The organism is Caballeronia udeis (assembly GCF_044909315.1).
Classification (GTDB): domain Bacteria; phylum Pseudomonadota; class Gammaproteobacteria; order Burkholderiales; family Burkholderiaceae; genus Caballeronia; species Caballeronia udeis_A.
The window spans coordinates 28,943-51,950 of the sequence record NZ_JBIYEB010000010.1 but is presented as its reverse complement, the minus strand read 5'-3'; the positions used below and the strand labels follow the sequence as shown (position 1 = coordinate 51,950).

Annotated in this window: 22 protein-coding genes; 16 read left to right on the top strand and 6 right to left on the bottom strand. The window is 62.1% G+C overall.

Features of this window, described 5'->3' with window-relative positions:
- The first annotated feature begins 241 nt into the window (after nucleotides 1-241).
- The 6 genes from ABH944_RS17620 to ABH944_RS17595 are packed head-to-tail and all read left to right on the top strand — an operon-like array spanning nucleotide 242 to nucleotide 5,986.
- Nucleotides 242-1,297 carry a substrate-binding domain-containing protein gene (locus tag ABH944_RS17620; RefSeq protein WP_404607812.1) on the top strand — a complete coding sequence of 352 codons (1,056 nt, stop codon included), beginning with the start codon at nucleotides 242-244 and terminating at the stop codon, nucleotides 1,295-1,297.
- On the top strand, nucleotides 1,294-2,319 hold the full coding sequence (locus ABH944_RS17615; RefSeq protein ID WP_404607811.1) for an ABC transporter substrate-binding protein: 1,026 nt from the start codon (nucleotides 1,294-1,296) through the stop codon (nucleotides 2,317-2,319). The genes ABH944_RS17620 and ABH944_RS17615 overlap by 4 nt, the downstream gene beginning before the upstream one ends.
- A gap of 10 nt (nucleotides 2,320-2,329) precedes the next feature.
- Nucleotides 2,330-3,154 (top strand): ABC transporter permease, encoded by an 825-nt coding sequence (locus ABH944_RS17610; RefSeq protein WP_404607810.1) that lies wholly within the window; start codon nucleotides 2,330-2,332, stop codon nucleotides 3,152-3,154.
- A gap of 8 nt (nucleotides 3,155-3,162) precedes the next feature.
- Nucleotides 3,163-4,059: an ABC transporter permease gene (locus tag ABH944_RS17605; protein ID WP_404607809.1), complete on the top strand. Its 897-nt coding sequence runs from the start codon at nucleotides 3,163-3,165 to the stop codon at nucleotides 4,057-4,059.
- Nucleotides 4,056-5,114, top strand: coding sequence for an ABC transporter ATP-binding protein (locus ABH944_RS17600; RefSeq protein ID WP_404607807.1), 1,059 nt, complete (start codon nucleotides 4,056-4,058; stop codon nucleotides 5,112-5,114). The genes ABH944_RS17605 and ABH944_RS17600 overlap by 4 nt, the downstream gene beginning before the upstream one ends.
- Before the next feature lie 38 nt (nucleotides 5,115-5,152).
- Nucleotides 5,153-5,986, top strand: a complete 834-nt coding sequence (locus ABH944_RS17595; RefSeq protein WP_404607805.1) for a phosphodiesterase — start codon at nucleotides 5,153-5,155, stop codon at nucleotides 5,984-5,986.
- 15 nt (nucleotides 5,987-6,001) lie between these two features.
- Here the strand turns inward: ABH944_RS17595 and ABH944_RS17590 are convergent, their stop codons facing one another.
- Both ABH944_RS17590 and ABH944_RS17585 read right to left on the bottom strand, forming a co-directional pair.
- On the bottom strand, nucleotides 6,002-7,336 hold the full coding sequence (locus ABH944_RS17590) for an ATP-binding protein (RefSeq protein WP_404607804.1): 1,335 nt from the start codon (nucleotides 7,334-7,336) through the stop codon (nucleotides 6,002-6,004).
- The gene (locus ABH944_RS17585) at nucleotides 7,333-7,995 is read right to left on the bottom strand and encodes a response regulator (protein ID WP_404607803.1); all 663 of its coding nucleotides are present in this window, start codon (nucleotides 7,993-7,995) and stop codon (nucleotides 7,333-7,335) included. The genes ABH944_RS17590 and ABH944_RS17585 overlap by 4 nt, the downstream gene beginning before the upstream one ends.
- Before the next feature lie 147 nt (nucleotides 7,996-8,142).
- Here ABH944_RS17585 and ABH944_RS17580 point away from each other — a divergent pair, with 147 nt between their 5' ends.
- From ABH944_RS17580 to ABH944_RS17570, 3 genes are read left to right on the top strand one after another with little or no spacing between them, the layout of a single operon-like run.
- Nucleotides 8,143-9,555 carry a TolC family protein gene (locus ABH944_RS17580; protein ID WP_404607801.1) on the top strand — a complete coding sequence of 471 codons (1,413 nt, stop codon included), beginning with the start codon at nucleotides 8,143-8,145 and terminating at the stop codon, nucleotides 9,553-9,555.
- Nucleotides 9,545-10,627 (top strand): efflux RND transporter periplasmic adaptor subunit, encoded by a 1,083-nt coding sequence (locus ABH944_RS17575; protein ID WP_404607799.1) that lies wholly within the window; start codon nucleotides 9,545-9,547, stop codon nucleotides 10,625-10,627. The genes ABH944_RS17580 and ABH944_RS17575 overlap by 11 nt, the downstream gene beginning before the upstream one ends.
- Complete coding sequence (locus tag ABH944_RS17570; RefSeq protein ID WP_404607798.1) at nucleotides 10,624-13,680, top strand: efflux RND transporter permease subunit; 3,057 nt, start codon at nucleotides 10,624-10,626, stop codon at nucleotides 13,678-13,680. The genes ABH944_RS17575 and ABH944_RS17570 overlap by 4 nt, the downstream gene beginning before the upstream one ends.
- Before the next feature lie 125 nt (nucleotides 13,681-13,805).
- Here ABH944_RS17570 and ABH944_RS17565 read toward each other — a convergent pair whose 3' ends face one another.
- The gene (locus ABH944_RS17565; RefSeq protein ID WP_404607796.1) at nucleotides 13,806-14,120 is read right to left on the bottom strand and encodes a DUF4148 domain-containing protein; all 315 of its coding nucleotides are present in this window, start codon (nucleotides 14,118-14,120) and stop codon (nucleotides 13,806-13,808) included.
- 281 nt (nucleotides 14,121-14,401) lie between these two features.
- Between ABH944_RS17565 and ABH944_RS17560 the strand changes: the two genes are divergently transcribed.
- From ABH944_RS17560 to ABH944_RS17550, 3 genes are all read left to right on the top strand, one after another.
- The gene (locus ABH944_RS17560; protein ID WP_404607795.1) at nucleotides 14,402-15,133 is read left to right on the top strand and encodes a DUF4118 domain-containing protein; all 732 of its coding nucleotides are present in this window, start codon (nucleotides 14,402-14,404) and stop codon (nucleotides 15,131-15,133) included.
- 1 nt (nucleotide 15,134) lies between these two features.
- The gene (locus ABH944_RS17555) at nucleotides 15,135-16,025 is read left to right on the top strand and encodes an alpha/beta hydrolase (protein ID WP_404607793.1); all 891 of its coding nucleotides are present in this window, start codon (nucleotides 15,135-15,137) and stop codon (nucleotides 16,023-16,025) included.
- A gap of 147 nt (nucleotides 16,026-16,172) precedes the next feature.
- On the top strand, nucleotides 16,173-16,703 hold the full coding sequence (locus ABH944_RS17550; RefSeq protein WP_404607791.1) for a hypothetical protein: 531 nt from the start codon (nucleotides 16,173-16,175) through the stop codon (nucleotides 16,701-16,703).
- Between the two features lie 94 nt (nucleotides 16,704-16,797).
- On the opposite strand, the gene ppnP is transcribed toward ABH944_RS17550, so the two are convergent.
- Both ppnP and ABH944_RS17540 read right to left on the bottom strand, forming a co-directional pair.
- A complete protein-coding gene (gene ppnP / locus ABH944_RS17545; RefSeq protein WP_404607789.1) occupies nucleotides 16,798-17,118 on the bottom strand; it encodes a pyrimidine/purine nucleoside phosphorylase in 321 nt (106 codons plus the stop codon).
- A 148-nt stretch (nucleotides 17,119-17,266) separates the two neighbouring features.
- Nucleotides 17,267-17,776, bottom strand: a complete 510-nt coding sequence (locus tag ABH944_RS17540; protein ID WP_404607787.1) for an Lrp/AsnC family transcriptional regulator — start codon at nucleotides 17,774-17,776, stop codon at nucleotides 17,267-17,269.
- 160 nt (nucleotides 17,777-17,936) lie between these two features.
- Between ABH944_RS17540 and ABH944_RS17535 the strand changes: the two genes are divergently transcribed.
- The 4 genes from ABH944_RS17535 (at nucleotide 17,937) to ABH944_RS17520 (ending at nucleotide 21,283) form a co-directional block, all read left to right on the top strand.
- Entirely contained in the window at nucleotides 17,937-18,953 is a 1,017-nt protein-coding gene (locus ABH944_RS17535) for a 1-aminocyclopropane-1-carboxylate deaminase (RefSeq protein WP_404607785.1), read from the top strand.
- A gap of 384 nt (nucleotides 18,954-19,337) precedes the next feature.
- Nucleotides 19,338-19,943, top strand: coding sequence for a superoxide dismutase (locus ABH944_RS17530; RefSeq protein WP_404608106.1), 606 nt, complete (start codon nucleotides 19,338-19,340; stop codon nucleotides 19,941-19,943).
- 100 nt (nucleotides 19,944-20,043) lie between these two features.
- Entirely contained in the window at nucleotides 20,044-20,556 is a 513-nt protein-coding gene (locus ABH944_RS17525) for a DUF3455 domain-containing protein (protein ID WP_404607783.1), read from the top strand.
- Between the two features lie 58 nt (nucleotides 20,557-20,614).
- On the top strand, nucleotides 20,615-21,283 hold the full coding sequence (locus ABH944_RS17520) for a YceI family protein (RefSeq protein ID WP_404607782.1): 669 nt from the start codon (nucleotides 20,615-20,617) through the stop codon (nucleotides 21,281-21,283).
- A gap of 38 nt (nucleotides 21,284-21,321) precedes the next feature.
- Here ABH944_RS17520 and ABH944_RS17515 read toward each other — a convergent pair whose 3' ends face one another.
- Entirely contained in the window at nucleotides 21,322-22,593 is a 1,272-nt protein-coding gene (locus ABH944_RS17515; RefSeq protein ID WP_404607781.1) for an MFS transporter, read from the bottom strand.
- Between the last annotated feature and the right edge of the window lie 415 nt (nucleotides 22,594-23,008).

The window sequence follows — 23,008 nt, the reverse complement described above, 5'->3', positions numbered from 1 at the left end:
GTGGAAATAACAAGCAGAAAGAGTCGGTAAGGTGTAACGGCGAAGCGCGATACGGGCTGGTCCTTCAAGGCCGGTGGCGCGAGCGGCGGCCCGGCTGTTCGATGGCACGGCTTTTTTAAGCGAAGGGAAAGAATCGCGAGCCTTACTCGCTAACGAGTCGCAACCTTTCATGCTGACGTCACAGAGCGCTTCGATAATCGCTGCTGCTGTAAACGTTTTCAGTTCACTCTGGCCAAAGCCCATGCACTCCACCATCAAGGACGTTGCCGCGCATTCAGGCGTCTCGATCGCCACGGTCTCGCGTGCACTGAACGCACCCCAGTTGCTGAATGCGGAGACCCTCGCGAAGGTGCGCGAATCGATTGAAGCACTCGACTTCATGCCTAGCGCACGAGGCCGCCAGCTTCGCGGCGTGCGCACGCGGCTGGTCGGCGTGGTCGTGCCGACACTGGCCAATCCCGTCTTCGCCGAGTCGCTGCAAGGCATTGATGAAGCGGCATGCGCCAGCGACTACCGCCTGATGCTGATGACCACCGCGTATGACAGCGCACGTGAGCGCCGTGCGATCGAGACCCTGCGCGAGCAACGCGTGGATGGCCTGATCGCGACGGTTGCCGACGCTGAATCCAACCCCTTGCTGGACGAACTCGACCGCATCGGCCTGCCTTATGTGCTCGCGCATAACGACACGGCGTATCGCGCGGCGGTATCGGTGGATAACCGGCGCGCAGCGCGTGACGGCGTGTGTGCGTTGTTGCAGCGCGGGCACCGGCGCATCCTGATGCTCGCTGGTTCGTTCGCGGAATCGGACCGCGCGCGCTTGCGGTATCGCGGTTATGAAGACGCGATGCTCGGCGCCGGCCTCACACCGCATCCTCCGATCGAACTCGATTTCAACGCGGACGATCTGCCGCCTTCGCTGCTCGCCCATCTCTCCGATCCCGCCCGCCGGCCCACTGCGCTGTTCTGCAGCAATGACCGGCTGGCGATCATCGTGATGAGGGGTTTGCGGCACGCGGGATTGTCCGTGCCGGGCGATATCTCGGTGCTTGGTTTCGATGGCATTCCGCTTGGCGAATGGTTATCGACAGCGCTGTCCAGCGTCGCTACGCCGAACCGCGAGATTGGCCGGTACGCATGGCTTCATCTCGCTGCCCGGCTGGGTTTGCCCGGCGACACGGCCAACGGCCCCGTTCCCTTCAAGTTGCCTCATAGCGTAAGAACCGGTGCGACCATCGCGCCATTGATCGATCCTGCGGCCAGAACGGCCTCCCTCGTATCGGAGAATCCTGCATGAAAATTCGTCATGTCCTGGCGTCGCTGCTTGCAGCAACGGCCACTTTTTGCGCGGCCGGCGCGGCCTGTGCTGGCAACACCGCCGACAGCACCGCGATCTGCTACAACTGCCCGCCGGAATGGGCGGACTGGGCGAGCCAGATTGCTGCCATCCAGAAGCAGACCGGCATCCGCGTGCCGTTCGACAACAAGAATTCAGGCCAGGCCATTGCGCAGATGATGGCCGAGCAGAAGAGCCCGATTGCCGACGTGGTGTATCTCGGCGTTTCATCGGCGTTCCAGGCAAAAGACAAGGACCTCGTGCAGCCGTACAAACCCGCGCACTGGGACGATATCCCTGCCGGCATGAAGGATCCCAACGGCTACTGGTTCGCGATCCATTCCGGCACGCTGGGCTTTTTCGTGAACAAGGACGCGCTCGACGGCAAGCCGGTACCACGCTCGTGGGCGGACTTGCTGAAGCCGGAATACAAAGGCATGGTCGGCTATCTTGATCCGTCGTCGGCGTTCGTGGGATACGCGGGAGCAGTGGCGGTGAACCAGGCGCTGGGCGGCACGCTCGATAACTTCAAGCCCGGTCTCGACTGGTTCGCGAAGATGAAGGCCAACGCGCCGATCGTGCCGAAGCAGACCGCGTATGCACGCGTGATGTCGGGCGAGATTCCGATCCTGCTCGACTATGACTTCGACGCGTATCGCGCGAAATACAAGGATCACGCGAACGTGGAGTTCGTGATCCCGAAGGAAGGCACGATCGTGGTGCCGTATGTGATGAGCCTTGTGAAGGGCGCACCGCATCAGGCGAACGGCGAGAAGGTGCTGGATTTCGTGCTGTCGGACGAAGGGCAGCGCCTGTGGGCGAATGCGTATTTGCGACCGGTGCGCGGCGGAGCGTTGCCGGCTGACATAGCCGCCAAGTTCCTGCCGGCGTCGGAGTATGCGCGCGCCAAGGACGTCGACTTCGCGAAGATGGCTGCCAAACAAAGCGCGTTCGGCGAAGAGTATTTGCGCGTCATGCACTGAGCTTCCAGCCATGCAAGACTCCACCTTTTCCACCCGTGCGCGGATCTTCCTGCTGGCGCCCGCGATTGCCGTGTTCTGCGCGTTCTGGCTGCTGCCGCTGGTCGCGTTGTTGCAGGCCAGTGCGGTGCCGAATGCGTTCACCGCGTATCGCGAGGTCCTGACCAACTCGCGTTATCTGCATAGCTTGCTCGCGACAATTGCGTTGTCGCTGGCGGTGACGGCGGCGACGCTGGTTTTGTCGACCATCGCGGGATTATTCCTCGCGCGTCGTGAGCTTCCGGCCAAGCGATTGCTGGTCGCACTGCTGACGTTTCCGCTCGCGTTTCCCGGCGTGGTGGTGGGGTTCATGGTGATCATGCTGGCCGGGCGCCAAGGATTGATCGGCGCCATTTCCACACGGTTGACAGGGGACCGATGGGTGTTCGCTTATTCACTCAGCGGTTTGTTCCTGGGCTACCTGTACTTTTCGATTCCGCGCGTGATCGTCACCGTCATGGCCGCAGCAACGAAGCTGGATGCGTCGCTGGAAGAGGCTGCGCGTTCGCTGGGGGCATCGCCGTGGCGCATCTTTATCGATGTGGTCATGCCTGCCCTGATGCCTGCGTTGATTGCGGCGGGTGCGGTGTGTTTTGCTACCGCGATGGGTGCATTCGGCACCGCGTTCACACTCGCCACCGACCTCGACGTATTGCCGATGACCATCTATACCGAGTGCACGCTGAACGCGAATCTTGCGACGGCAGCGGCGTTGTCGATCGTGCTCGGCCTCGTTACCTGGGCCGTGCTGGCGGTTGCTCGCAGCCTTACCGGCGCGACCGTCGCCGCTACCGCATGAGGACGCCGATGCCTGAGTTCCTGAAACCGCGCCGTCTGCTCGTTGCGGGGCAATTGGTGCTGACGCTTGTGCTGGTCGCGTTCATGGTCGTGCCCGTGGTGATGTCGGTGATGGCCGGATTGACCGTCAACTATTTTCGCGGCGTGTCGAGCGGGCTGACGCTCAAATGGCTGGAGCAGGTGTGGGCGATGTATCAGGATTCGGTCTGGTTATCGCTCGAGATCGCGCTTGCAACGCTTGCCATCACACTCGCTATCGGGGTGCCGGCGGCGTATGCGCTGGCACGCAGCAATACGCGCTGGGCGCGGTTTGTTGAAGAACTGCTGGTGCTGCCTATCGCATTGCCGGGTCTTGCCACGGCGTTGGCTTTGTTGTCGGTGTACGGCGGCTGGAGCGCGTTTCGCTCGAGCATGTGGTTCATCGTCGCCGGGCATGTGGTCTTTACCTTGCCGTTCATGGTGCGCTCGGTCGCGGCGGTCTGCGCGGGCACCGACCTGCGGACCATGGAAGAAGGCGCGGCCAGTCTGGGTGCGTCGTTTACGCAGCGGTTCCTGACAATCGTGCTGCCGAATGCGCGTCCCGGCATAGTTGCCGGTGCGCTCGCGGTGCTGACTTTGTCGATAGGCGAATTCAACCTGACCTGGATGCTGCATACGCCCGACACCAAGACGCTGCCGGTCGGACTCGCCGATGCATACGCGTCCATGCGTCTTGAAGTTGGCAGCGCCTACACCATCCTGTTCCTGCTGATGACGCTGCCGTTGCTGATTGCGATGCAGTGGCTGGGTGTCGATCCAGCTGGCGCGCAGAGCGAGCGCGCCGCAGCAAAACGCCAGCGCGCGTTGTCGCAAAGCGGTTCACCGGGGCAGCAAACCCTTACCCAACCTGTAGAGACTGCACGATGAGACTCGAAGCTGTTCCCGTCACCCTCAGCCGTTGCGCAAAAACGTTTCGCGGGCAGCGTGTGCTCGAACCCGTCGATCTCCGCATCGAACCCGGCGAAACGCTGGTGCTGCTCGGACCGTCGGGCTGCGGCAAGACCACCACGCTGCGCCTGATCGCGGGGCTGGAAAAACCCGATGCCGGCGGCCGCGTGAGCTTCGGCGCTGACGATGTCACGGCATTGCCAATCGAACGCCGTCAGGTCGGCATGGTGTTCCAGAACTACGCGCTATTTCCCAATCTCACGGTGCGCGGCAACGTGGGTTATGGCTTGCGGATCCAGAAGGTGGAGGTGTCGGCAGCGCGCCGGCGGGTGGATGAACTGCTCGAGATGACCGAGTTGACCGCGCATGCGGACAAGCCGATAACGGAGCTGTCCGGCGGTCAGCGGCAGCGTGTCGCGCTGGCTCGCGCGCTCGCACCGAGGCCGCGTGTATTGTTGCTTGATGAACCCCTGACCGCACTCGATGCCCGCCTGCGCGAGACCTTGCGTGCCGAGATGAACGCATTGCTGCGCGAGCTTCGCGTGACCAGCATCTATGTCACGCATGACCAGTCGGAAGCGATGGCCCTGGCTGACCGCATTGTGGTGATGAGCGCCGGGCGCATCGAGCAGTGTGGTACGCCGCGCGAGATTTATTATCAACCGGCGAGCCGCGCGGTGGCGCAATTCATCGGCACATTGAACAGGGTGACGGGCGAGTGCCGTGATGACGCATTCGTCACGCTTGGCGGTACGATTAGCGTGACGGGACTGGTCGCGCAACTGCGTGCGCGGGACGGTGCCCGGCCGGAAATTTTCTTCCGGCCGGAAGATGCGGTGCTCGTCGACCCGCAGTCGGCGCAGTTGCGCGGCGCGGTGGAGTCGGCGCTGTTTTTGGGTGAACGCACCCGCTTGAAAATCAGGGACGCGGCGCCGGATGCGTTGATTGTCGATGTGCCCGGCCGTGTCGAACTGGCGGAGGGAACGGCCGTGGGGATATCGGTGCGCGACGAAGGTTGGGTCGCGTTGCACTGATCCTGCACGCTCGCTCAAAGCCAAACCAAGGAGATGCCATGCTGCTCGCTCAAATCACCGATTTGCATATCAAGCTGCCCGGTGTGCTCGCGTATAAAAAAGTCGATACGGCGGCCTGTCTGCGCGCTTGTGTCGAACGGTTGAATGCGCTGAGTCCGCGTCCGGATGCCGTGCTGGTGACGGGTGATCTGGTGGATTTTGGAACCGCCGATGAATATCGGCACTTGGCGGCGTGCCTGAAGCCGTTAGAGATGCCGGTGTATCTGATGGTGGGGAATCACGACGATCGCGCTGCGTTGCGCGAAGTTTTCGATGCAGGTTATCTGCACGAAAGCGGTACTGGTAGCGACTTCGTGCAATACGCGTTTGATGTGCAGGATATGCGGGTCATTGCACTGGATTCGCAGAAGCCGCAGGAAAGCCCGGGTACGTTATGCGACGCGCGTCTTGCGTGGCTTGAGCAGCAGTTGGAGGCCGCTGACGGCCGCCCGGTGATTGTCGCGTTGCATCATCCGCCGTTTGCCACCGGTATCGGGCATATGGACGACATGGCGCTTGACTCGCAAGCTTCGTCGAAGCTGGAGGCGCTGATTTCGCGGTATCCGAACGTGGAGCGCGTTTTATGCGGGCATGTGCATCGGCCGGTGCATAAGCGCTTCGCGGGAACGATCGCTTCTATCGCGCCGTCGACCGCGCATCAGGTGGTGCTTGATCTGCATGCAGATGCACCGTCGGCGTTCGTGCTTGAGCCTGGGGCGTTTGCTTTGCACTATTGGACAGAGGCCGTGGGGCTTGTGTCGCATCATGAATACGTCGAGCAGTACGACGGGCCGTATCCGTTTTTTGATGACGATGGGGCGTTGGTGGATTAAAAGCCTGGCGGGTTACTACGCACCCGCCACCAACCCGCCCACCCTCACCATCAGCCCGCTCCCGTCCTCGCGATTGCGGACATCGAGCGTAGCCCCATGCCGTCCCGCAATGCTCGATGCAATCGCGAGTCCGAGCCCGCTGCCCGACCCTTGCGCACCGGCACCGCGGTAAAACCGGTCGAACACCCGGTCCAGTTCATCGGGCGCAATGCCTCTACCCGTATCTACCACTTCAACGCCCATGCCCTGTGTATCGCGCGTGAGGATCACATCGACCTTGCCGCCCTCGGGCGTATGGCGGATCGCGTTGTCGATCAGATTGTTCAGCAGGATACCCAGCGAATCTTCGTCGCCCATGACGACATAGTCGTCCGATGCGTCGCGCGAACGCTCCTCCAGTCCCAGGTCGATACCCTTGGCCTCGGCCAGCAACGACAGGTCGCTCACTGAGCGCTCCGCGAGACGCCGCAGGCTCATGGGCGCCACCGCCGCCGCCCGGTTCGCGTCCTCGCGCGCCATGGCCAATAGCTGATGTGCGAGGTGAATGATCCGGTTGAGCCGTCCCTCAAGACGCTCGAGCGTCTGGCCATCGTCTTGCAACGTCCCGTCACGCCGGGCCGCCTGAAGCTGCAGTTTCAACGCGGTCAGCGGCGTGCGCAACTCGTGCGCCGCGTCGGCAACGAAGATTCGCTGCGCCTGCGACGCGTCGTTCAAACGCCGCAGCAAGTCGTTCAACGCATTGACCAGCGGACGGATCTCCACCGGCACCTTTGTGCCCGCCTGCAACGGCTCAAGCGAGTCGAGCGAACGCCGCGATAACGCACGCGACAACCCGCCGATCGGTGCAAGTCCCCGCGCCACGACGAACAACACCAGCACAATGGTCACCGGCACCACCAGCGCCAGCGGCCACAACGTGCGCCAGGCGAGCCGCAGCGCAAGATCCTCGCGAACGGAGAACGGTTGCGCGACCTGGATGTACCGGTCCGGCTGCTGCAGGCCGAACACGCGCCATCGATATTCGTCGCGTTCAATCGACCGGAATCCTTCAGCGACACGCGGCAACGCAGGCTCCTTGAGCGAGTGGTAAACGAGCTTGCCCTGCTTGTCCCAGATATCGATCGCAATACGGTCGTCGGCTATGCCGTTGAAGTCGTGGCTGGCCCGCTCGGCGGCGTTGGCGGTAGCAATATTCGCCGGCAATGAAAGCGCGACGGTGCGCAACTCGTAGTCGAACAACTCGCTCGCTTCGCGGCGCGCGGTGTGGAAGATGCCATAACCTGCCGCCAGCGACGTCGCGGCCAGCCCGAAGATCAGCCAGCCGAGCAGCCAGCGGCGAATGGAGGTCATTCGAGTCCCTTGAGCCGGTAGCCCACGCCCCGGATCGTCAATATCTGCTCCGCGCCAATCTTGCGCCTGAGACTGTGGACATGCACCTCAATGGTATTGCTGCCCACTTCCTCACCCCATCCGTACAGCTTCTCCTCGAGTTCCGCCCGCCTGAAAACGCGCGTTGGCTCCTCGATCAGCACCTGCAGCAACGCGAATTCGCGCGGCACCAGCGGCAACGGCACACCGGCCTTGGTGGCCTCGTGCGAGGCGGGATCGAGAGCAAGTTCGCCATGCGTATAGATGGGCTGCTTCTGGCCGGTTCGACGTCGTAGCGCCGCGCGCACGCGTGCGGCCAGTTCGTCGAGATCGAAGGGTTTCATGAGGTAGTCGTCGGCGCCCGCATCCAGCCCGCGAACGCGGTCGTCCACGGCATCGCGCGCGGTCAGGATGATGACTGACGCCGCACCGCCTGCCTTGCGATACGTGTTCAACACCTGGATGCCATCGCGTTTCGGCAAGCCGAGGTCGAGCAATACGAGGTCGTACACCCCATTGCCAAGCGACAGATCGGCGGCGCGTCCGTCCGCCGCCCAGTCGATTGCGTAACCCAGCCGGCGCATGGAGTCGAGCACGGTCTCGGCAATCATCTCGTCGTCTTCCACCAGTAATAGCCGCATCGTCAACTCTCCCAGGTCCTGCCAACAAGTATGGAGCGTCAATTGTCGGCGGCCCCTGCTTAAGCGTTCCTTAAGCACGCGCTTCCTAGAATCAGCCGCTCCTTCGATGAATCTTGCCCGTTCACTTTCTTCGCCCAGGAGCCAGGCTTGCCTGCATTGTCCGCCATCCCGAGTTCCTGCTTGCGCAAACTGGTGTGCGCCAGCACGTGCGCCGCGCTGCTGGCCGGCTGCACCTGGTATCACCGCGAGCCGCTGGCGCCGCGGGACACATCGACCTCGCTCACTGCGCTCTCACGCGTGCAGATCGACCCGGCGACCATGCCCCTGCCTGAGCTTTCCGCGCATCGCTTCGACCCCTCGGACGGCCTCGACATCGAAGAGGTCGCCATGCTGGCCGTGGCGAACAATCCTGATCTGAAGCTCGCCCGCGACGACCTGGGTATTGCACGGGCACAAGCCTTTTCGGCGGGATTGCTGCCTGATCCGCAACTCGCCGTATCCAGCGATTACCCAGGGATGGAGGGCGCCACGCGTGCGTTCAATTATGGCTTGACCATGGACGTGCTGGCGATCTTCACGCGCGGCCCCAACAAGCAGTCGGCGGACGCGACCGTCGCGAAGACCGATCTCGGCCTGCTCTGGCAGGAGTGGCAGGTGGTGGCGCAAGCAAAACAACTGTTCATCAAGGCGCGCTTTCAAGAGGACACGCTGCCGTTGCTTGCGCAACAGCGCGACCTGTCGCGCACGCGTTATGAGCGCATGGCCGTGGCCCGGCGCGAGGGCAACCTAACCGAAGATGCACTGACCGCAGCACTGACTTCGTATAGCGACGCGCGCAAGCTTTATACCGACGCTGAACGCGCGGCCGAGCAGACGCACCATGACCTGAACCAGTTGCTGGGCTTGTCGCCCGACGTGCAATTGCAGCTTGTGCGCGAGCCTGAAGACGCGTCGCTCGACGACGCCACGGTGGATAACGCGCTCGCGGCGCTGCCGCGCCGGCGGCCTGATCTGTTGGCCATGCAAGCGGGCTACGAGGCGCAGGAGCAAAAGTATCGCGCGGCGATCATGAGCCAGTTTCCGTCTCTGACGGTGGGGTTCGACCGGCAGCGCGACACGTCGAATGTCTACACGTCCGGCTTCCAGATCAACCTGAGCTTGCCCATCTTCAACCGCAACCGCGGCAATATCGCGATCGAGCAAAGCACGCGCCAGCGTCTGCGTGATGAATATCAAAACCGCCTGAACCAGGCGTTCGCGGACGTGGCCCATCTGCGTGCCGATGACGCCATCCTCTCGCGCCAGCTCGAGCAGACCGAAGCGGCGTTGCCCGGCACGGAGCATGCGGCGCGCGACGCAGCCGCGGCCTTTGCCGAGCACAACCTGACGCTCGGCGCGTACACGGATGCGATGTCGGCCGCGCTGACCAAACGCGTGGATATCGCGACGCTGCGCGAGTCGCGGGCCGAACAGCGTGTCGGCCTCCAGGCGTTGCTGGGCAGCGGGATCCCCGACGCCTTTTCTTCCGACCTGACCCTGACTGAAGCACATGCAAAATAACCGGCTTTCGATGCAAGCCTGCATCGCCCTTTGTTTTTGCTTCGGCGTTTTCTTCGAAGCCAACAACGCTCTTGCCGACGACACCGCGGTCGCCGTCACGACCGTCCCGATCCAGCGCGCGCCCATCGCGCAACCGGTGCGCGCGTATGGAATCGTCGCGGCATCGGCGGCTGATCTCACCTCGATCAACCTGCCCTACGTGGCGCGGATTACGCAACTGCGCGTGCAGACGGGTCAGCCGGTAAGGCGTGGCGATCCGCTGTTTGTCGTGCAGGCCGATCCCGCTGCCGCGCTTGCCGCTACGCAAGCAAGAAGCGCTGCGACGCTGGCCGACGGCGAGTTCGCGCGCACCCAGTCACTGTTCGACAAGAGTCTCGCCACCGCGTCGCAACTGGCTGGCGCGCGCAAAGCCGCGCAGGATGCGCGCGAGGCGCTGACGTCGCAGGCACAGAGCGGAATCACAAGCGGGGCCAAGGTCGTTGTGTCGCCCATTGACGGCGTGGTGTTGCAGGTTTCAGCGGGGCAGGGCGATCAGGTGCAGGCGGGTGCGCCGATCATGCAACTCGCCGGCGCGGACAGTGGCCGACCCGAGCGCGGCAACGTGATGTTGGCGGTCGAACCCTCGGACGCCGTCAACATCCATGCCGGCGATGAGGTCCGCCTGCGCGGCCTGTCGACCTCGCTCTCGAAGGTCTCCGTGGCCGGGCGTGTGGTCCTGGTGGGCGCGTCTATCGACCCGCAAAGCCAGCTCGTCGGTGTGGCCGCGAACGTGCCGCTCGGCAATAGCGCGTTCATTCCCGGTACGCACGTGGCTGCGGATATCGATACGAACCGCGGTATGCACTGGGTCGTCCCGCGCTCGGCCGTGCTCAAGGACGACCATGGCGACTTTGTGTTCCAGGTTATGTCCGGCAACAAGGCGCACCGCGTGAATGTGGTGACGCAGATAGAGGACCGCGACCGCTATGGCATTGACGGTCCGCTCAATGCGGCGCAGCCGGTAGTGGTCAGCGGCAACTATGAGTTGAAGGACGGCATGACGGTGCAGGGCGCACAAGGTGCGCCACGATGAACTTTGGCCAATGGATGCAGGCGCACCGGCGCTCGTTGCTGTTCGTGATCGGGTTGCTCGCTGTGGCGGGCGCACTGACCGCGTTCCGGCTGCCGATATCGCTGTTCCCGAACGTGGCGTTCCCGCGTGCCGTTGTCTCGCTCGATGCCGGCGACCGCCCCGCCGAGCAGATGGCGACGCTCGTCACCATGCCGGTGGAAGAGGCGCTGCGGCGCGTGCCCAACGTGCTCGATGTCGAATCAAAGACGAGCCGCGGGTCCGCCGAGATATCGGTGAACTTCAACTGGGGCACCGACATGGCGCAGGCCACGCTACAGGCGCAATCGTCGATCAGCGAGATCCTCGGGACGTTGCCGCAAGGCACGTCGATGCAGGTCCGCCGCATGGACCCGACAGTGTTCCCGGTGCTCGCGTACAGCCTGACGTCGAAGCAGCAATCGCTTTCCGCGCTGCGCGACCTGGCGCAGTTCCAGATGCGCCCGCTGTTGTCGTCGGTGGAAGGGGTGGCGCGCGTGGACGTGACCGGCGGCGCGACCGACGAGTTCGAAGTGGCCGTGGACCCCGCCCGGCTCGCGGCCTACAAACTCTCGCTCGCCGATGTATCGAAGGCGATCAGCGCGAGCAACGTGCTCATGGCGACCGGCCGGATCGAGGATCACTACAAGCTCTATCTGGTCATAGCGGATGCGGCCATTACGAAGCTCGACGACCTGAGGAACGTGATGGTAGCGGCGAACGGGCCCACCCAAATCCGGCTCGGCGATGTTGCCACGGTGCGCGCAGGCGTCGCGCCGCAATGGATGCGGGTGACCGCCGACGGACAGGACGCGGTGCTCGTCAACATCTACCAGCAGCCGGGCGCGAACAGCGTCGCCATGGCGAAGGCGATCCGCGCCAAGCTGAGCGTTTTCCAGCCGCAGATGCCGCCGGGCGTGCACCTCGCCAACTGGTACGACCAGAGCGAACTGGTGACCGCAGCGGCCACGAGCGTGCGTGACGCGATCATGATCGGCGTGGTGCTCGCTGCACTGACACTGTTCGCATTCCTGCGCAACTGGAAGATCACTGCGATTGCGGTGGCGCTGGTGCCGGTCGTGATGGCCGCGACCATCCTCTTGCTCGATGTGTTCGGCATGGGCTTCAACATCATGACGCTCGGCGGCATGGCGGCGGCCGTGGGGCTGGTGATCGACGATGCGATCGTGATGATCGAGCATATCGTGCGGCGCATGCGCGAGGGCGGCGCGAACGCGTTTCATGGCCGCGTGATGGCGGCCGCGCTCGAATTCACCCGGCCGCTTGCCGGGTCGTCCGCGGCGACACTGATCATCTTCGTGCCCCTCGCTTTTCTGTCTGGCGTGACGGGCGCGTTCTTCAAGGCGCTGTCCGTCACCATGGCAAGCGCGCTCTTCATTTCGTTCATGGTCACCTGGCTCGCCGTGCCCATCCTCTGCGACCGATGGCTCAAGCCCAGGGACGCGGAGGAGCACACGGAGACGCGCCTCGCGACATGGATGAACAGCTGTTATGCGACGCTGATCGGCCGCGTCAGCGCACGGCCGGTGCTGGTCCTGATCGGCCTCGTACCGCTGGTTGTTGTCGCTGCGTTTGCGTTCACGCGGGTGGGCAGCGGGTTCATGCCGACCATGGACGAAGGCGGTTTTGTGCTTGACTATCACACCGAGCCGGGTACATCGATCAGTGAAACCGACCGGCTGATGAAGCAGGTCGAGGCGATTGTCAGCGCCAATCCGAATGTCGCCACTTACTCGCGGCGAACCGGCGCAGGTTTGGGCGGCGATCTGAACGAGCCGAACCGGGGGGACTTTTTCGTGCGCCTGAAGTCCGGCAAGCGCGAGCCGATCGAGACCGTGATGGAGGAGATTCGCTCGAAAGTGGAAACGGACGTGCCCGGGGTCAGTATCGAACTTGCGCAGTTGATGGAAGACCTGATCGGCGATCTGACCTCCGTGCCACAACCTGTGCAGATCAAGATCTATTCCGACGACCAGGCCACTCTCGACTCGACCGCGCGGAAGGTGGCTGAGGCGATCGGCAAGGTCCAGGGCGTGGTGGATGTGAACGACGGCATCAATCCCGCCGGGGACGCGCTTGAACTGCACATCCGGCCGGATGCGGCGGCGGCCGAAGGCATGGATCCGCAGAGCATTGCACAGGCTGTCTCCGACATGGTGCAGGGCAATATTGCCACGCAGTTCCAGAATGGGCCGAAGACGGTCGGCATTCGGGTTCGGGTGGCCGGTGCATTCGCACTGACCGACACGCAGCTAGGTCAGTTGCAGATCCGCGCGCCGGACGGCCATCTGTTCGCGCTGGATCGCGTGGCTTCGCGTGTGACCGTGACGGGCCAGCCGGAAGTGAGCCGGGACAACCTGAAGCGCATGGTGGCGGTGACAGCGCGTATTGATGGGCGCGATCTGGGCTCGACCATTGCCGACGTGCAGAAAGTGCTCGCTACGGCCAATCTGCTGCCCACGGGCGTGTATTACGAACTAGGCGGCTTGTTTAAACAGCAGCAGATTGCCTTCAAGGGTTTGATGACCGTATTCGGCGCGGCTGTCGCGCTGGTATTTGGCCTGCTGCTGTTTCTCTACGAGCGTTTTCGCATTGCGCTGGCCGTGCTTGCCATGCCCTTGCTGGCGACCGGCGCGGTGTTTGTCGGCCTGTGGGTGACCAGCATTGAACTCAACATCTCCGCGATGATGGGCATGACGATGATCGTCGGCATTGTCACCGAGGTGGCGATCTTCTATGTATCGGAGCTGCAGGGGTTGATGCGCGACGAGGGGATGCCGCTCGACCGGGCGCTGATAGAAGCGGGCCGGAACCGTTTGCGCCCGATTGCCATGACGACGATTGCGGCCATTCTTGCGTTGCTGCCGCTGGCGTTTGCGCTGGGCCAGGGATCGGCCATGCAGCAACCGCTGGCGGTGGCGATCATCTCCGGCTTGATCGTGCAGTTGCCGCTCGTGCTGCTGCTGTTGCCGGTATTGCTGCAGTTGTTGATGAAACCGCGCCGCACAAAGGAATAAGGACAAAGGAATAAGGCAAACGCATAAAACAAGGGGCGCTGGATCAGCGCCCCTCATCGAGTTACACAAACGAGCTTCACAACACTCAGCCGCGGGACTTTCATCCCGCGTGCACAAGACCCTGATCAGTGATGCGAGAAAAGGGAGTTATGCGGGCTCAGTGGAATGACGCTGCTTGACTGGCTCGATCCGTAGGTCGAGGGGCCATATGCGTTGTTTACGCCGTCCTGTTGATCTGCGTGACGCGTCGTATCGGGTGCGGTCTCCTGACCTGCCGGGTAGTGCGTTTTCGACGGGGGAACCGTCCCTTGTTGTTCGGCGTTGATCAGGTCGGCGCGGACTTGCGCACGGGTGACCGGATCGTTCGCGGTCTGTGCGAATGAAGCGAGCGGAAGGGTCAGGGCCGAGGCGGCGAGCAACGACAGTACAAGCGATTTCATGATGCGTTCTCCTGGAACGAGAGGTTATCCGGCAGATCCGGATATGGGGTGGCTACATCGCGGAAAGTGCCGTAACGCGCAGCTTGTCAACCGCGATGCATGCTTCTAGATTACGCAGTGATCCTTAATATTTCCTTATACACAAACAGATGGTTTCAGCGGCACGTCCGCCGCTGGCAGGTCCTTAAGGAAAGCTTAAGCACGCGCATGGCACACTGACTGTAACTGTGTGTAATAATCCATCCCCGTCCCGGTTACTTCGCTGACACAAAGCTGCATTAATGAATATTCAAAACGCCCGCCGCTGGGCGCCGCGAGGCAAGCGTGTGTGGTTGATGAGTGCGCTGGCGCTTTGTGTCGCAAGCGGGGTCAGACTCGCCTTGCACCCGTTTCTCGGCCCGGTCATGCCAGGTGTCGCTTTCTGTATAGCGGCGGCCATGGTCGAATACTTCTTCGGTCTCATTCCTTCGCTGACGGTCATGCTGCTTGGACTGGGCATTGCCGATTTCCTGTTTGTGCCGCCTTACGGACACATTACGATAATCACCCGCGATGACATCATGCTGGCGATTTCGTACCCGCTCGTCACCCTGTCGACCATCACCCTTATCGAACGGCTGCGGCGCGCGCAATTCGGTGCGGAAATGATCGCGGCGGTCGCGCTGTCGCGCTATGAAATGCTGCTGCGCGCGGACAACGAACGTGCGCTGTCGCGCCGGGTCGTGGATGAAACGCATCGGCTGGTGCGGCATCTGCCGCATTACCACGACGCCATCATCCTGCTGCAGGCCGTCGATCGCGACGCGGCGCAAGGCGCCAAGGAAATGGCGCCCGGGCGGCTTTTCGCCAATGCTCATCCCGACGATATCGAACGGCTGCAGCGTGGTTTGCAACCGGGGCGGCACCGCGTGCGGATTGGCACCGGCGACGGCATGCATAAACTTGTGGAATGCATCTGCGAGCGCTTTACCACGCACGCAGGCGAGTTCCTGATCCTGCGCACGGTTGAATAGCGTGACAAAGGAACCCCCCGCGTTGAACGGCTCGATCTTTTATCCCGGCAGCGATCACGCCGTGTTGATGCTGCACGGCCTGTCCAGTTCACCGCTCGAAATGCGCCATCTCGCGCGTTACCTGAATAGCGAAGGGCTGACCACGTGCGCGCCCAACCTCTATGGTTATAGCGCGGGCACGCCGGAACTACGCATGGAAGCGTGGGTAGCGGCCGCGGTCCGGGAATTCGATGCGCTGAGTGCCCGTTACCCCAGAGTGTCCGTGTGCGGCCTGTCCATGGGCGCTACGCTGGCGCTGGCGCTCATGCGTGAGCGCCCCAGCGCGCAAGCTATCGTGCTGCTGTCCGTCACGCTCGACTACGACGGCTGGGCTATGCCGTGGTATCGATTCCTGCTGGGCTGGGCTTATTACACGCCGTTGCGCAATCGCTGGAGATACCGCGAGGAGTCGCCGTTCGGGCTGCGCAACGAGGCGCTGCGCGCGAAGATCGGCCGGGCGATGCAACGTAACGACTTGAGCGAAGTTGGTCCGTCGAGCATCTCGCTTCCCGCGCTGCACGAGGCCAGCCGCCTTGCCGCGAGCGTGAGAACAACACTGGCGGCGCTCAAGAATGATTGCCTGCTGATCCATGCAATTGACGACGAGACGTCCAGCCCGCGCAACGCGCAGTTCGTTGCGGCGAACATTGGATCGACGGTTCTGCGCACCATCTATCTCGACGATTCGTACCACATGATCACCTCCGACAACGAGCGGGAAATCGTTGCACGCGAGACAGCCGTGTTTCTCAAGGAAAGCGAGGCCGCCAGCAGCGCCGAAGGTGGCGCGAAGCCGGTGGTTTCGAAGGCGCTGGCCCGACGTCTCCGGCAGATGGCGTCCATCGGCAAATAAAGCCCGGGCAGCAGCCCGGCGGCGGCCTGAAGCGGCGCCGAAGCTTTCAAAACAATTTTTGGTAACTGAACGCTCCGCGCGCGGATAAGCGTGGCTTAAGCATGTCCCGCTCACTCTATGCGGAGCGCGGATTCAATCGCGCCTGCGGTGGTCGATTTCCCCAAGACTGCCACGGTGCCGCATTCCGCGCTGCCGGTCGACATGGGCGCAGCATCGGATGAAGCGGGCCTTGTTCGAGATCGAAAGAAAATTCCGCTTGGGCGCGAGCCCGGAGAGACTGTCATGCAAACCACCTTGTCGATTGCATTGCGCGCCCACGCGGTGCTGTTGTCGGCGTCGGTGGCGGTGCTGACGGCGGTTTGCCTTTGCATCGTGTTGCTGCTGCACGTGCCGCTGGATGATCCGGGCTTGTTCGGGCACAGGGCGACGTTATTCGGTATCGCGGTGCTCGGCGCGCTGTTTGTGCGGCACAAGGCACGCTGCGCGTTCAGGGCCGCCTTGCAGACGCGCCAGATCCGGTTGAGCGACTTCAACGCGAACGGTATTTTCATCAGCGACGGCTGCCCGCACGCGTGGCTGGTTCAGATGTACGCCGAGCTTTGTCCGGTGGCGGCGCGTCGGCAGATTGAGTCGGGAAGCCCTGCACGCAATGTGAGAGGGCCGAAGGCGAGCGATTGATGGCGCTGCGAGCGCTTGCCGTCAATCGGGTCAGGAGGTGTCAGGTGAGGCTCAGGTCCCCCGCAGCGCACGCTGCGAGCGACCGGTCTGCGTTTCAGAAGTAGTGGCAGACGTAGTCGACGGTTTCAAGCACTTCGATCTCGAAGCTGGTGTTGCCCGGCACGGTGATGGACTCGCCCGCGCCGTATTCACGCCACGCGTCTTCTCCCGGATTACGTACGCGGCACCGGCCGGCGTTCACATCGATCTGTTCAGGCGCTTGCGTCGAGAACGTCAGCAACGCCGGGAAAATGACGCCCAGCGTCTTGTGCGTGCCATCGCTCAGAAGGACGGTATGCGACACACATTTGCCGTCGAAGTAAATGTTTGCGCGCTTGAGGATCGAGGCGTTGTCGAATTGTGCGGTCGTTGTCATACGTTGAAATTCCTATAGTCCGGTTTGTTGATCGGCATGGCCGACCCTTTAAGCGTGGTTTGCCGCCCCGCAAAACATAGTCATTATCCTGCCGCTTGGCAATGACTCCGTGCACGCGTCACGCGCCCTGCCGGCGGGCACGGAAAGGCTAGATAGGGAAACTGGTCGTCGAGAGGATTTCCTTCAGGACCATGAATGTCCTGACCTGGCGCACGCCCGGCAAGTACAGCAACTGCTCGGCATGCAGGCGGTTGAAGCTCTCGCTGTCGCGCGTACGGACCAGCATGAAGCAGTCGAACTCGCCTGTCGTAATGTGGCACTCCATGCATCCCGAAACCTTTTGGGCGGCTTTCTCGAACGCGGCGAAAGACTCGGGCGTGGAGCGATCCAGCACCACGCCGATGATCATCAGCATGCCCGCGTTGAGTTTCTTCGGGTCCAGCAACGCGACCGTGCCGCGGATCAGGCCCGCTTGTTTAAGCCGTTCCACGCGGCGTAAACAGGCCGGCGCACTCAGGTTCACCTTATCCGCAAGCGCGACGTTGGAAATAGAGGCGTCACGCTGAAGCTGCCTGAGGATGGCGCGGTCGACGCGGTCCAGCTCGGCGCCCGCCGGGTCGCTGACACGTGAACCGGCACGAACTTTTATTGCGCTCATGATGATTTACTCACACGTTAATTAGGTCGATCCACGTTTAGTCCAGTGGCAATTAAACAAACGATAATTTATTCGCAACCACGCTTCGGACGAAGTTTTTTACCATACTTCTCATCGACGCAAATTAATGCGACGACCTGGCTGTCTACCGGAGTGACACATGAACCTCAAGAAATTTCCCCGTCACGCGCTCACGTTCGGGCCGACCCCGATCCAGCCGCTCGCGCGACTGTCAAAACATCTTGGCGGCAAGGTCGACCTGTACGCCAAGCGCGAAGACTGCAACAGCGGCCTCGCATTCGGCGGCAATAAGACCCGCAAGCTCGAGTACCTGATCCCCGAAGCAATCGCACAGGGTTGCGACACGCTGGTCTCCATCGGCGGGATTCAGTCGAACCAGACGCGTCAGGTCGCAGCCGTTGCCGCGCACCTCGGCATGAAATGCGTGCTGGTGCAGGAGAACTGGGTGAACTACTCGGACGCGGTGTATGACCGCGTCGGCAATATCCAGATGTCGCGGATCATGGGCGCGGATGTGCGCCTGGTCGCCGATGGTTTCGACATCGGCTTTCGCAAGAGCTGGGAAGACGCGCTGGAAGATGTCCGGAAGGCGGGCGGCAAGCCCTATGCTATTCCCGCCGGTTGTTCGGATCATCCGCTTGGCGGCCTGGGCTTTGTGGGGTTCGCGGAAGAAGTGCGCCAGCAGGAAGCGGAGCTCGGCTTCAAGTTCGACTACATCGTGGTTTGCTCGGTCACGGGCAGCACGCAGGCGGGCATGGTCGTGGGCTTTGCGGCAGACGGACGCGCGGACCGGGTGATTGGTATTGATGCATCGGCCAAGCCTGAAAAGACCCGTGAGCAAATTTACCGGATCGCGCGGAAAACGGCTGAGCAAGTGGAACTGGGACGCGACATCACGTTGAACGACATCGTGCTCGACGAACGTTATGGCGGCCCCGAATACGGTTTGCCGAACGAAGGCACGCTGGAAGCCATTCGCCTTTGCGCGAAGCTGGAAGGCGTGTTGACCGACCCCGTGTACGAAGGCAAGTCGATGCACGGCATGATCGATAAAGTGAAGCGTGGCGAGTTCCCGGAAGGCTCGAAGGTGCTGTACGCGCATCTCGGCGGCGTGCCGGCGTTGAACGCCTACAGCTTCCTGTTTCGCGAAGGTTGAGCGGGTGAACCAGCATGCGGGACGCACACGTCCGTTGTGCGCCCATCCGAAGTTCACGACGTGTACGCGGCCAGCGGCTTTGCCTGCAGTCGATCCATACCCAGCCAGGAATTGCCGCTCGCGATGGAATAGATATTGAATCCGAGGTGTTGTGTGAGTGCAGTCAGCAAAGACCGGTGAACCGGTCAGGGCTGCAACCACTCCACACTTACGGGTTTCAACATGCTCAATTCGCTCATTTCCCGTCGCCGTCTGATCGCAAGCGGATCGTTAGCGTCGGTGAGTATCGCGCTCTCGAAGCTTGCGTTCGGTGCCTCCACGCAAGACACATCGGCCCAATCTCCTGCCGATGCAAAAACGCCGCTCGGCGTCGTTCCCGCTTACCTGGGTTCATCGCCGCAAACGCTTCCGCCCTTGCCTTACGCTGACAATGCGCTCGACCCGGTGATCTCGGCGCGCACCATCAGCTTTCACTACGGCAAGCACCATCGGGCGTATTTCGATAACCTGCATAAGCTGCTGGCCGGCACGCCGCTCGCGCAGGCATCGCTGGAACAGGTGATCATGCAATCCCACGATCAACTCGCTCTCGCCGATGTCTTCAACAACGCCGCGCAAGCCTGGAATCACAACTTCTACTGGAATTCGCTAAGCCCGGTCATGACCCGGCCGAGCGAAAAACTCCAGGCGGCAATCGTGCGCAAGTTCGGTTCAACAGAAGCGTTGACGAAGGCATTGGTGAGCACGTCGGCATCGCAGTTCGGCAGCGGCTGGGGCTGGCTGGTGCTCGATCAGGGCGAGCTTGCCGTCGTCAAGACGAGCAACGCTGAAACGCCGTTCACGCGCGGCCTCGTGCCGTTGCTGACAGTGGATGTGTGGGAGCACGCGTATTACCTGGACTATCAGAACCGCCGCCCTGACTACCTGGTCGCGACCGTGTCGGGGCTCTTGAACTGGGCGTTCGCGTCGGCGAACCTGGACCGGGTCTGAGCCGGGCGAGGGCATTTTGCCTGCAGCGCGGACTCGGGCGCACAATCTATCATCAGCTCGTTCGTGAGCACATTCGTCAATCCATTCCAGCAGGGATTTCATGTTCACCATTTTCGACCGTGCGGGCGGTGTCCTCTGTTCAACCGCTGTGATCGCAGCCTGCGTGGCAAGTACTGTCGCGTTCGCCGCTTCTCCCATCGATCCCCCACAGGCAGAGCGCGCGCTGGAGACCACTGCGTCCGGCGTGCAGGTCTACTCATGCGAGTACGACGCACAGCATCGTCTTGGCTGGGTGTTCAAGAACCCGCAGGCAACGCTCTACGACGCAAGCGGCCACGCGGTGATCCGGCACTCGGCCGGGCCTTCGTGGGAAGCGGACGACGGCAGCCGGATCGTGGGTCACGTGATCGCGCAAACGCCAAGCGAGGCTTCCGCCAGCGTGCCGCAGCTCTTGCTCGAAGCCCGCAGCACCGCGGCGAACGGCACGCTGTCCGCCATTCGCTATGTGCAGCGCGTGAACACGGTAGGCGGTGTGATGCCGGCAGCTCCCTGTTCAACCGAACATGAGATTGGCAACTCGCCTTACATCGCCAATTACATTTTCTATAAATAGCCTGGGTGAGCGGTCACGATGACCACATCCCGTGCGCCGACTTCTTCAAGGGACAAGCATGCATGACTCCAGATTCCTGCCCGGCCTCCGCGCCCTTCGGACGGGTTTGCTCATCGCAGTCGTTGGGACGATGTCCGCCTGCACCGCACTGAGCGTGGTGACGCATTCGGTATCGACCGATGAAGCAAGCGTTCCGGCCGGCCGTTATCAACTCGACGCGCATCACTGGAACGTCAGTTTCGATGTCGATCACTTCAAGTATTCGCGCTTTGTCATGCGCTTCGACAAGACGACCGCGCAGTTGAACTGGGATGCGGCCGGCATGGAGCACAGCACGGTGACGGCGGATATCGATGCAACCAGCCTGGACACCAACGTGCCGCTCCTCGACAAGATGGTCAAGGGCAACGATATGCTCGACGTCGAGCGTTTTCCGACCATTCATTTTGCGAGCACGGCGTTCAGGCGCACCGCCGACAACAAGGGAGAACTGACCGGCGACCTGACCATTCATGGCACGACCCGGCCGGTCACGCTGGCGGTCACGTTCAATGGGCACGCACGGGATCCACTGACCAAGCTGCAGACGCTGGGTTTTTCCGCCGACGGACATTTCAGCCGCGCGCAATTCGGATTATCTACGTGGTATCCGGCCGTGGGCGACGACGTACACGTGGCAATCCAGGCGGAGTTTGACGCAGCCACGCCGGAAGCGGCGTCTCAGTGATGGGCGGCGTGAGCGCGGGGAAGCGTGCGGCGGCCGGGTCAATGGAAGGAACGGCTGGACGGAGCTCGCAGCGGGAATGATCGCGCCTCTCGTCCGGCCATCAGGATGAACCCGACGGACATCAGCGCGCAGACCGCGCCGAGAACGATCGAGGTGGAGTAGCTTTGATAGACGTCGAACAGCAGTCCGGCGATGCTTCCGCCCGCCACAGCCGCAATGCCAACTGCAATATAGAGCGCTCCGAGGATCGCACCCAGATTCGCTGTTCCGAACCAGCTTGCCGTAACAGACGGGTAAAGCGATATGCAACCGCCGTTGGCCATGCCGAAGAGCATGGCGAACAGGGCGAGTGAGGCGAACGTATGGGCACCGAGCCAGAAGATATTCAGGATCGCGAGTGCCAGGGTCAGGTAGACGAGGAGCCGGCGTGCTCCCATGCGGTCCCCTATGCTGCCGAGGAAAAGCCGCCCCGCCACGTTGCCCACGCCGATCAACCCGATCAGCAGGTTCGACTCGGTGGGTGACACGCCAAGCTGCCGCGCATACGGATTGATGTGCACGATGGCGAGAAACATACCGATCGAGCCTGAGAGAATTGCCGCGAAATACCACCAGAAACGGGTGGTCCTCATGGCTTCGGCAAGCCGCACGCCAGACTGTGCCGGAGCGCGCGCCGCGGTGCCCGTGCCGGTGTTGTTGCCGGCCTGGCGGTCCCCATCGGGAAGCAGGCCGAGTTCCTGAGGACTGCTCCTCATCAGCATGGCTGCCAGGACTCCGGCTACGGCGATTGCTGCCGCGAAGATGCGCATGGTCGACTCCCAGGAGACTTGCTGCATCAGCAGTCCCGCCGCCGTGGGGCCGATGAAGGTGCCCAGTCCCGTACCTGCCAGCGAGATTCCCGAGGCCTTGCTGCGATTTCTCACGAACCAGCGCTGGACTGCCGTCACAGTCGGAACATAGACGAGACCGACACCTAACCCGACGAGCGAACAAAAAGACCCGATGAACAGTTGCAGCGACCCTGTCGCAAGACTGCTGATGAAGAAGCCGAGCGCCAGCAGCATGACACCCGCGCTCACCACGACCCGGGTCGAGATACGGTCCGCGAGCGAACCGGAAAACACGCCGGTCGTGTAGTAGATGAAGGCCGTCAGCGAGAACACCGACGCCACGGAGAAACGTCCCGCGTCGAAGTTGGCCTGGATGTGGGAGAAGAATGCGCCGAAGGAGTACGCGGCACCGAAGATAAGCGCGAGCAGCAAATGCGCTGCGAACACCACATACCAGCCCGGGAATATTCTGGTTTTCATCGTCAATTCCTTTTGACCGGCAGGCGAGTTTGGCCAAGCTCGGCGCCCGCGCGCCGCATGGCCCCGATCAGCCACGGCTGTTCCGCCCGAGATGCACAACGCAGTCCTGAACATACTGTGAAAGCGTACTTCAAGAAGCGAATAAAACAACTCTACTTGTCTATACAATAAGAGTCAATATGATTGGTGATTAGACAGAAAGAGAGTTGAATGCTTAGTGGTAATGCTTTGGATGAAATTTCCCTCTCATTGGTATAAATACTTATCCTGACAAACTTGTCTATACATTTTGTCCGTCATATAGTCATATAGTCCGTGCCTGAGTGTCGGGGCACGCGTCCTCCGGCCTCCCGCGTCGCACGAAACAAGCGTGCGGTTGAGTGTTCTGAACTGGCGGCACGCATATGAAGCGGTG

Excerpts from the sequence above, each read along its gene's own strand:
- ABH944_RS17620 (WP_404607812.1), top strand. The coding sequence starts at position 242 with ATGCACTCCACCATCAAGGACGTTGCCGCGCATTCAGGCGTCTCGATC.
- ABH944_RS17615 (WP_404607811.1), top strand. The coding sequence starts at position 1,294 with ATGAAAATTCGTCATGTCCTGGCGTCGCTGCTTGCAGCAACGGCCACT.
- ABH944_RS17610 (WP_404607810.1), top strand. The coding sequence starts at position 2,330 with ATGCAAGACTCCACCTTTTCCACCCGTGCGCGGATCTTCCTGCTGGCG.
- ABH944_RS17605 (WP_404607809.1), top strand. The coding sequence starts at position 3,163 with ATGCCTGAGTTCCTGAAACCGCGCCGTCTGCTCGTTGCGGGGCAATTG.
- ABH944_RS17600 (WP_404607807.1), top strand. The coding sequence starts at position 4,056 with ATGAGACTCGAAGCTGTTCCCGTCACCCTCAGCCGTTGCGCAAAAACG.
- ABH944_RS17595 (WP_404607805.1), top strand. The coding sequence starts at position 5,153 with ATGCTGCTCGCTCAAATCACCGATTTGCATATCAAGCTGCCCGGTGTG.
- ABH944_RS17590 (WP_404607804.1), bottom strand. The coding sequence starts at position 7,336 with ATGACCTCCATTCGCCGCTGGCTGCTCGGCTGGCTGATCTTCGGGCTG.
- ABH944_RS17585 (WP_404607803.1), bottom strand. The coding sequence starts at position 7,995 with ATGCGGCTATTACTGGTGGAAGACGACGAGATGATTGCCGAGACCGTG.
- ABH944_RS17575 (WP_404607799.1), top strand. The coding sequence starts at position 9,545 with ATGCAAAATAACCGGCTTTCGATGCAAGCCTGCATCGCCCTTTGTTTT.
- ABH944_RS17570 (WP_404607798.1), top strand. The coding sequence starts at position 10,624 with ATGAACTTTGGCCAATGGATGCAGGCGCACCGGCGCTCGTTGCTGTTC.
- ABH944_RS17565 (WP_404607796.1), bottom strand. The coding sequence starts at position 14,120 with ATGAAATCGCTTGTACTGTCGTTGCTCGCCGCCTCGGCCCTGACCCTT.
- ABH944_RS17560 (WP_404607795.1), top strand. The coding sequence starts at position 14,402 with ATGAATATTCAAAACGCCCGCCGCTGGGCGCCGCGAGGCAAGCGTGTG.
- ppnP (WP_404607789.1), bottom strand. The coding sequence starts at position 17,118 with ATGACAACGACCGCACAATTCGACAACGCCTCGATCCTCAAGCGCGCA.
- ABH944_RS17540 (WP_404607787.1), bottom strand. The coding sequence starts at position 17,776 with ATGAGCGCAATAAAAGTTCGTGCCGGTTCACGTGTCAGCGACCCGGCG.
- ABH944_RS17535 (WP_404607785.1), top strand. The coding sequence starts at position 17,937 with ATGAACCTCAAGAAATTTCCCCGTCACGCGCTCACGTTCGGGCCGACC.
- ABH944_RS17525 (WP_404607783.1), top strand. The coding sequence starts at position 20,044 with ATGTTCACCATTTTCGACCGTGCGGGCGGTGTCCTCTGTTCAACCGCT.
- ABH944_RS17520 (WP_404607782.1), top strand. The coding sequence starts at position 20,615 with ATGCATGACTCCAGATTCCTGCCCGGCCTCCGCGCCCTTCGGACGGGT.
- ABH944_RS17515 (WP_404607781.1), bottom strand. The coding sequence starts at position 22,593 with ATGAAAACCAGAATATTCCCGGGCTGGTATGTGGTGTTCGCAGCGCAT.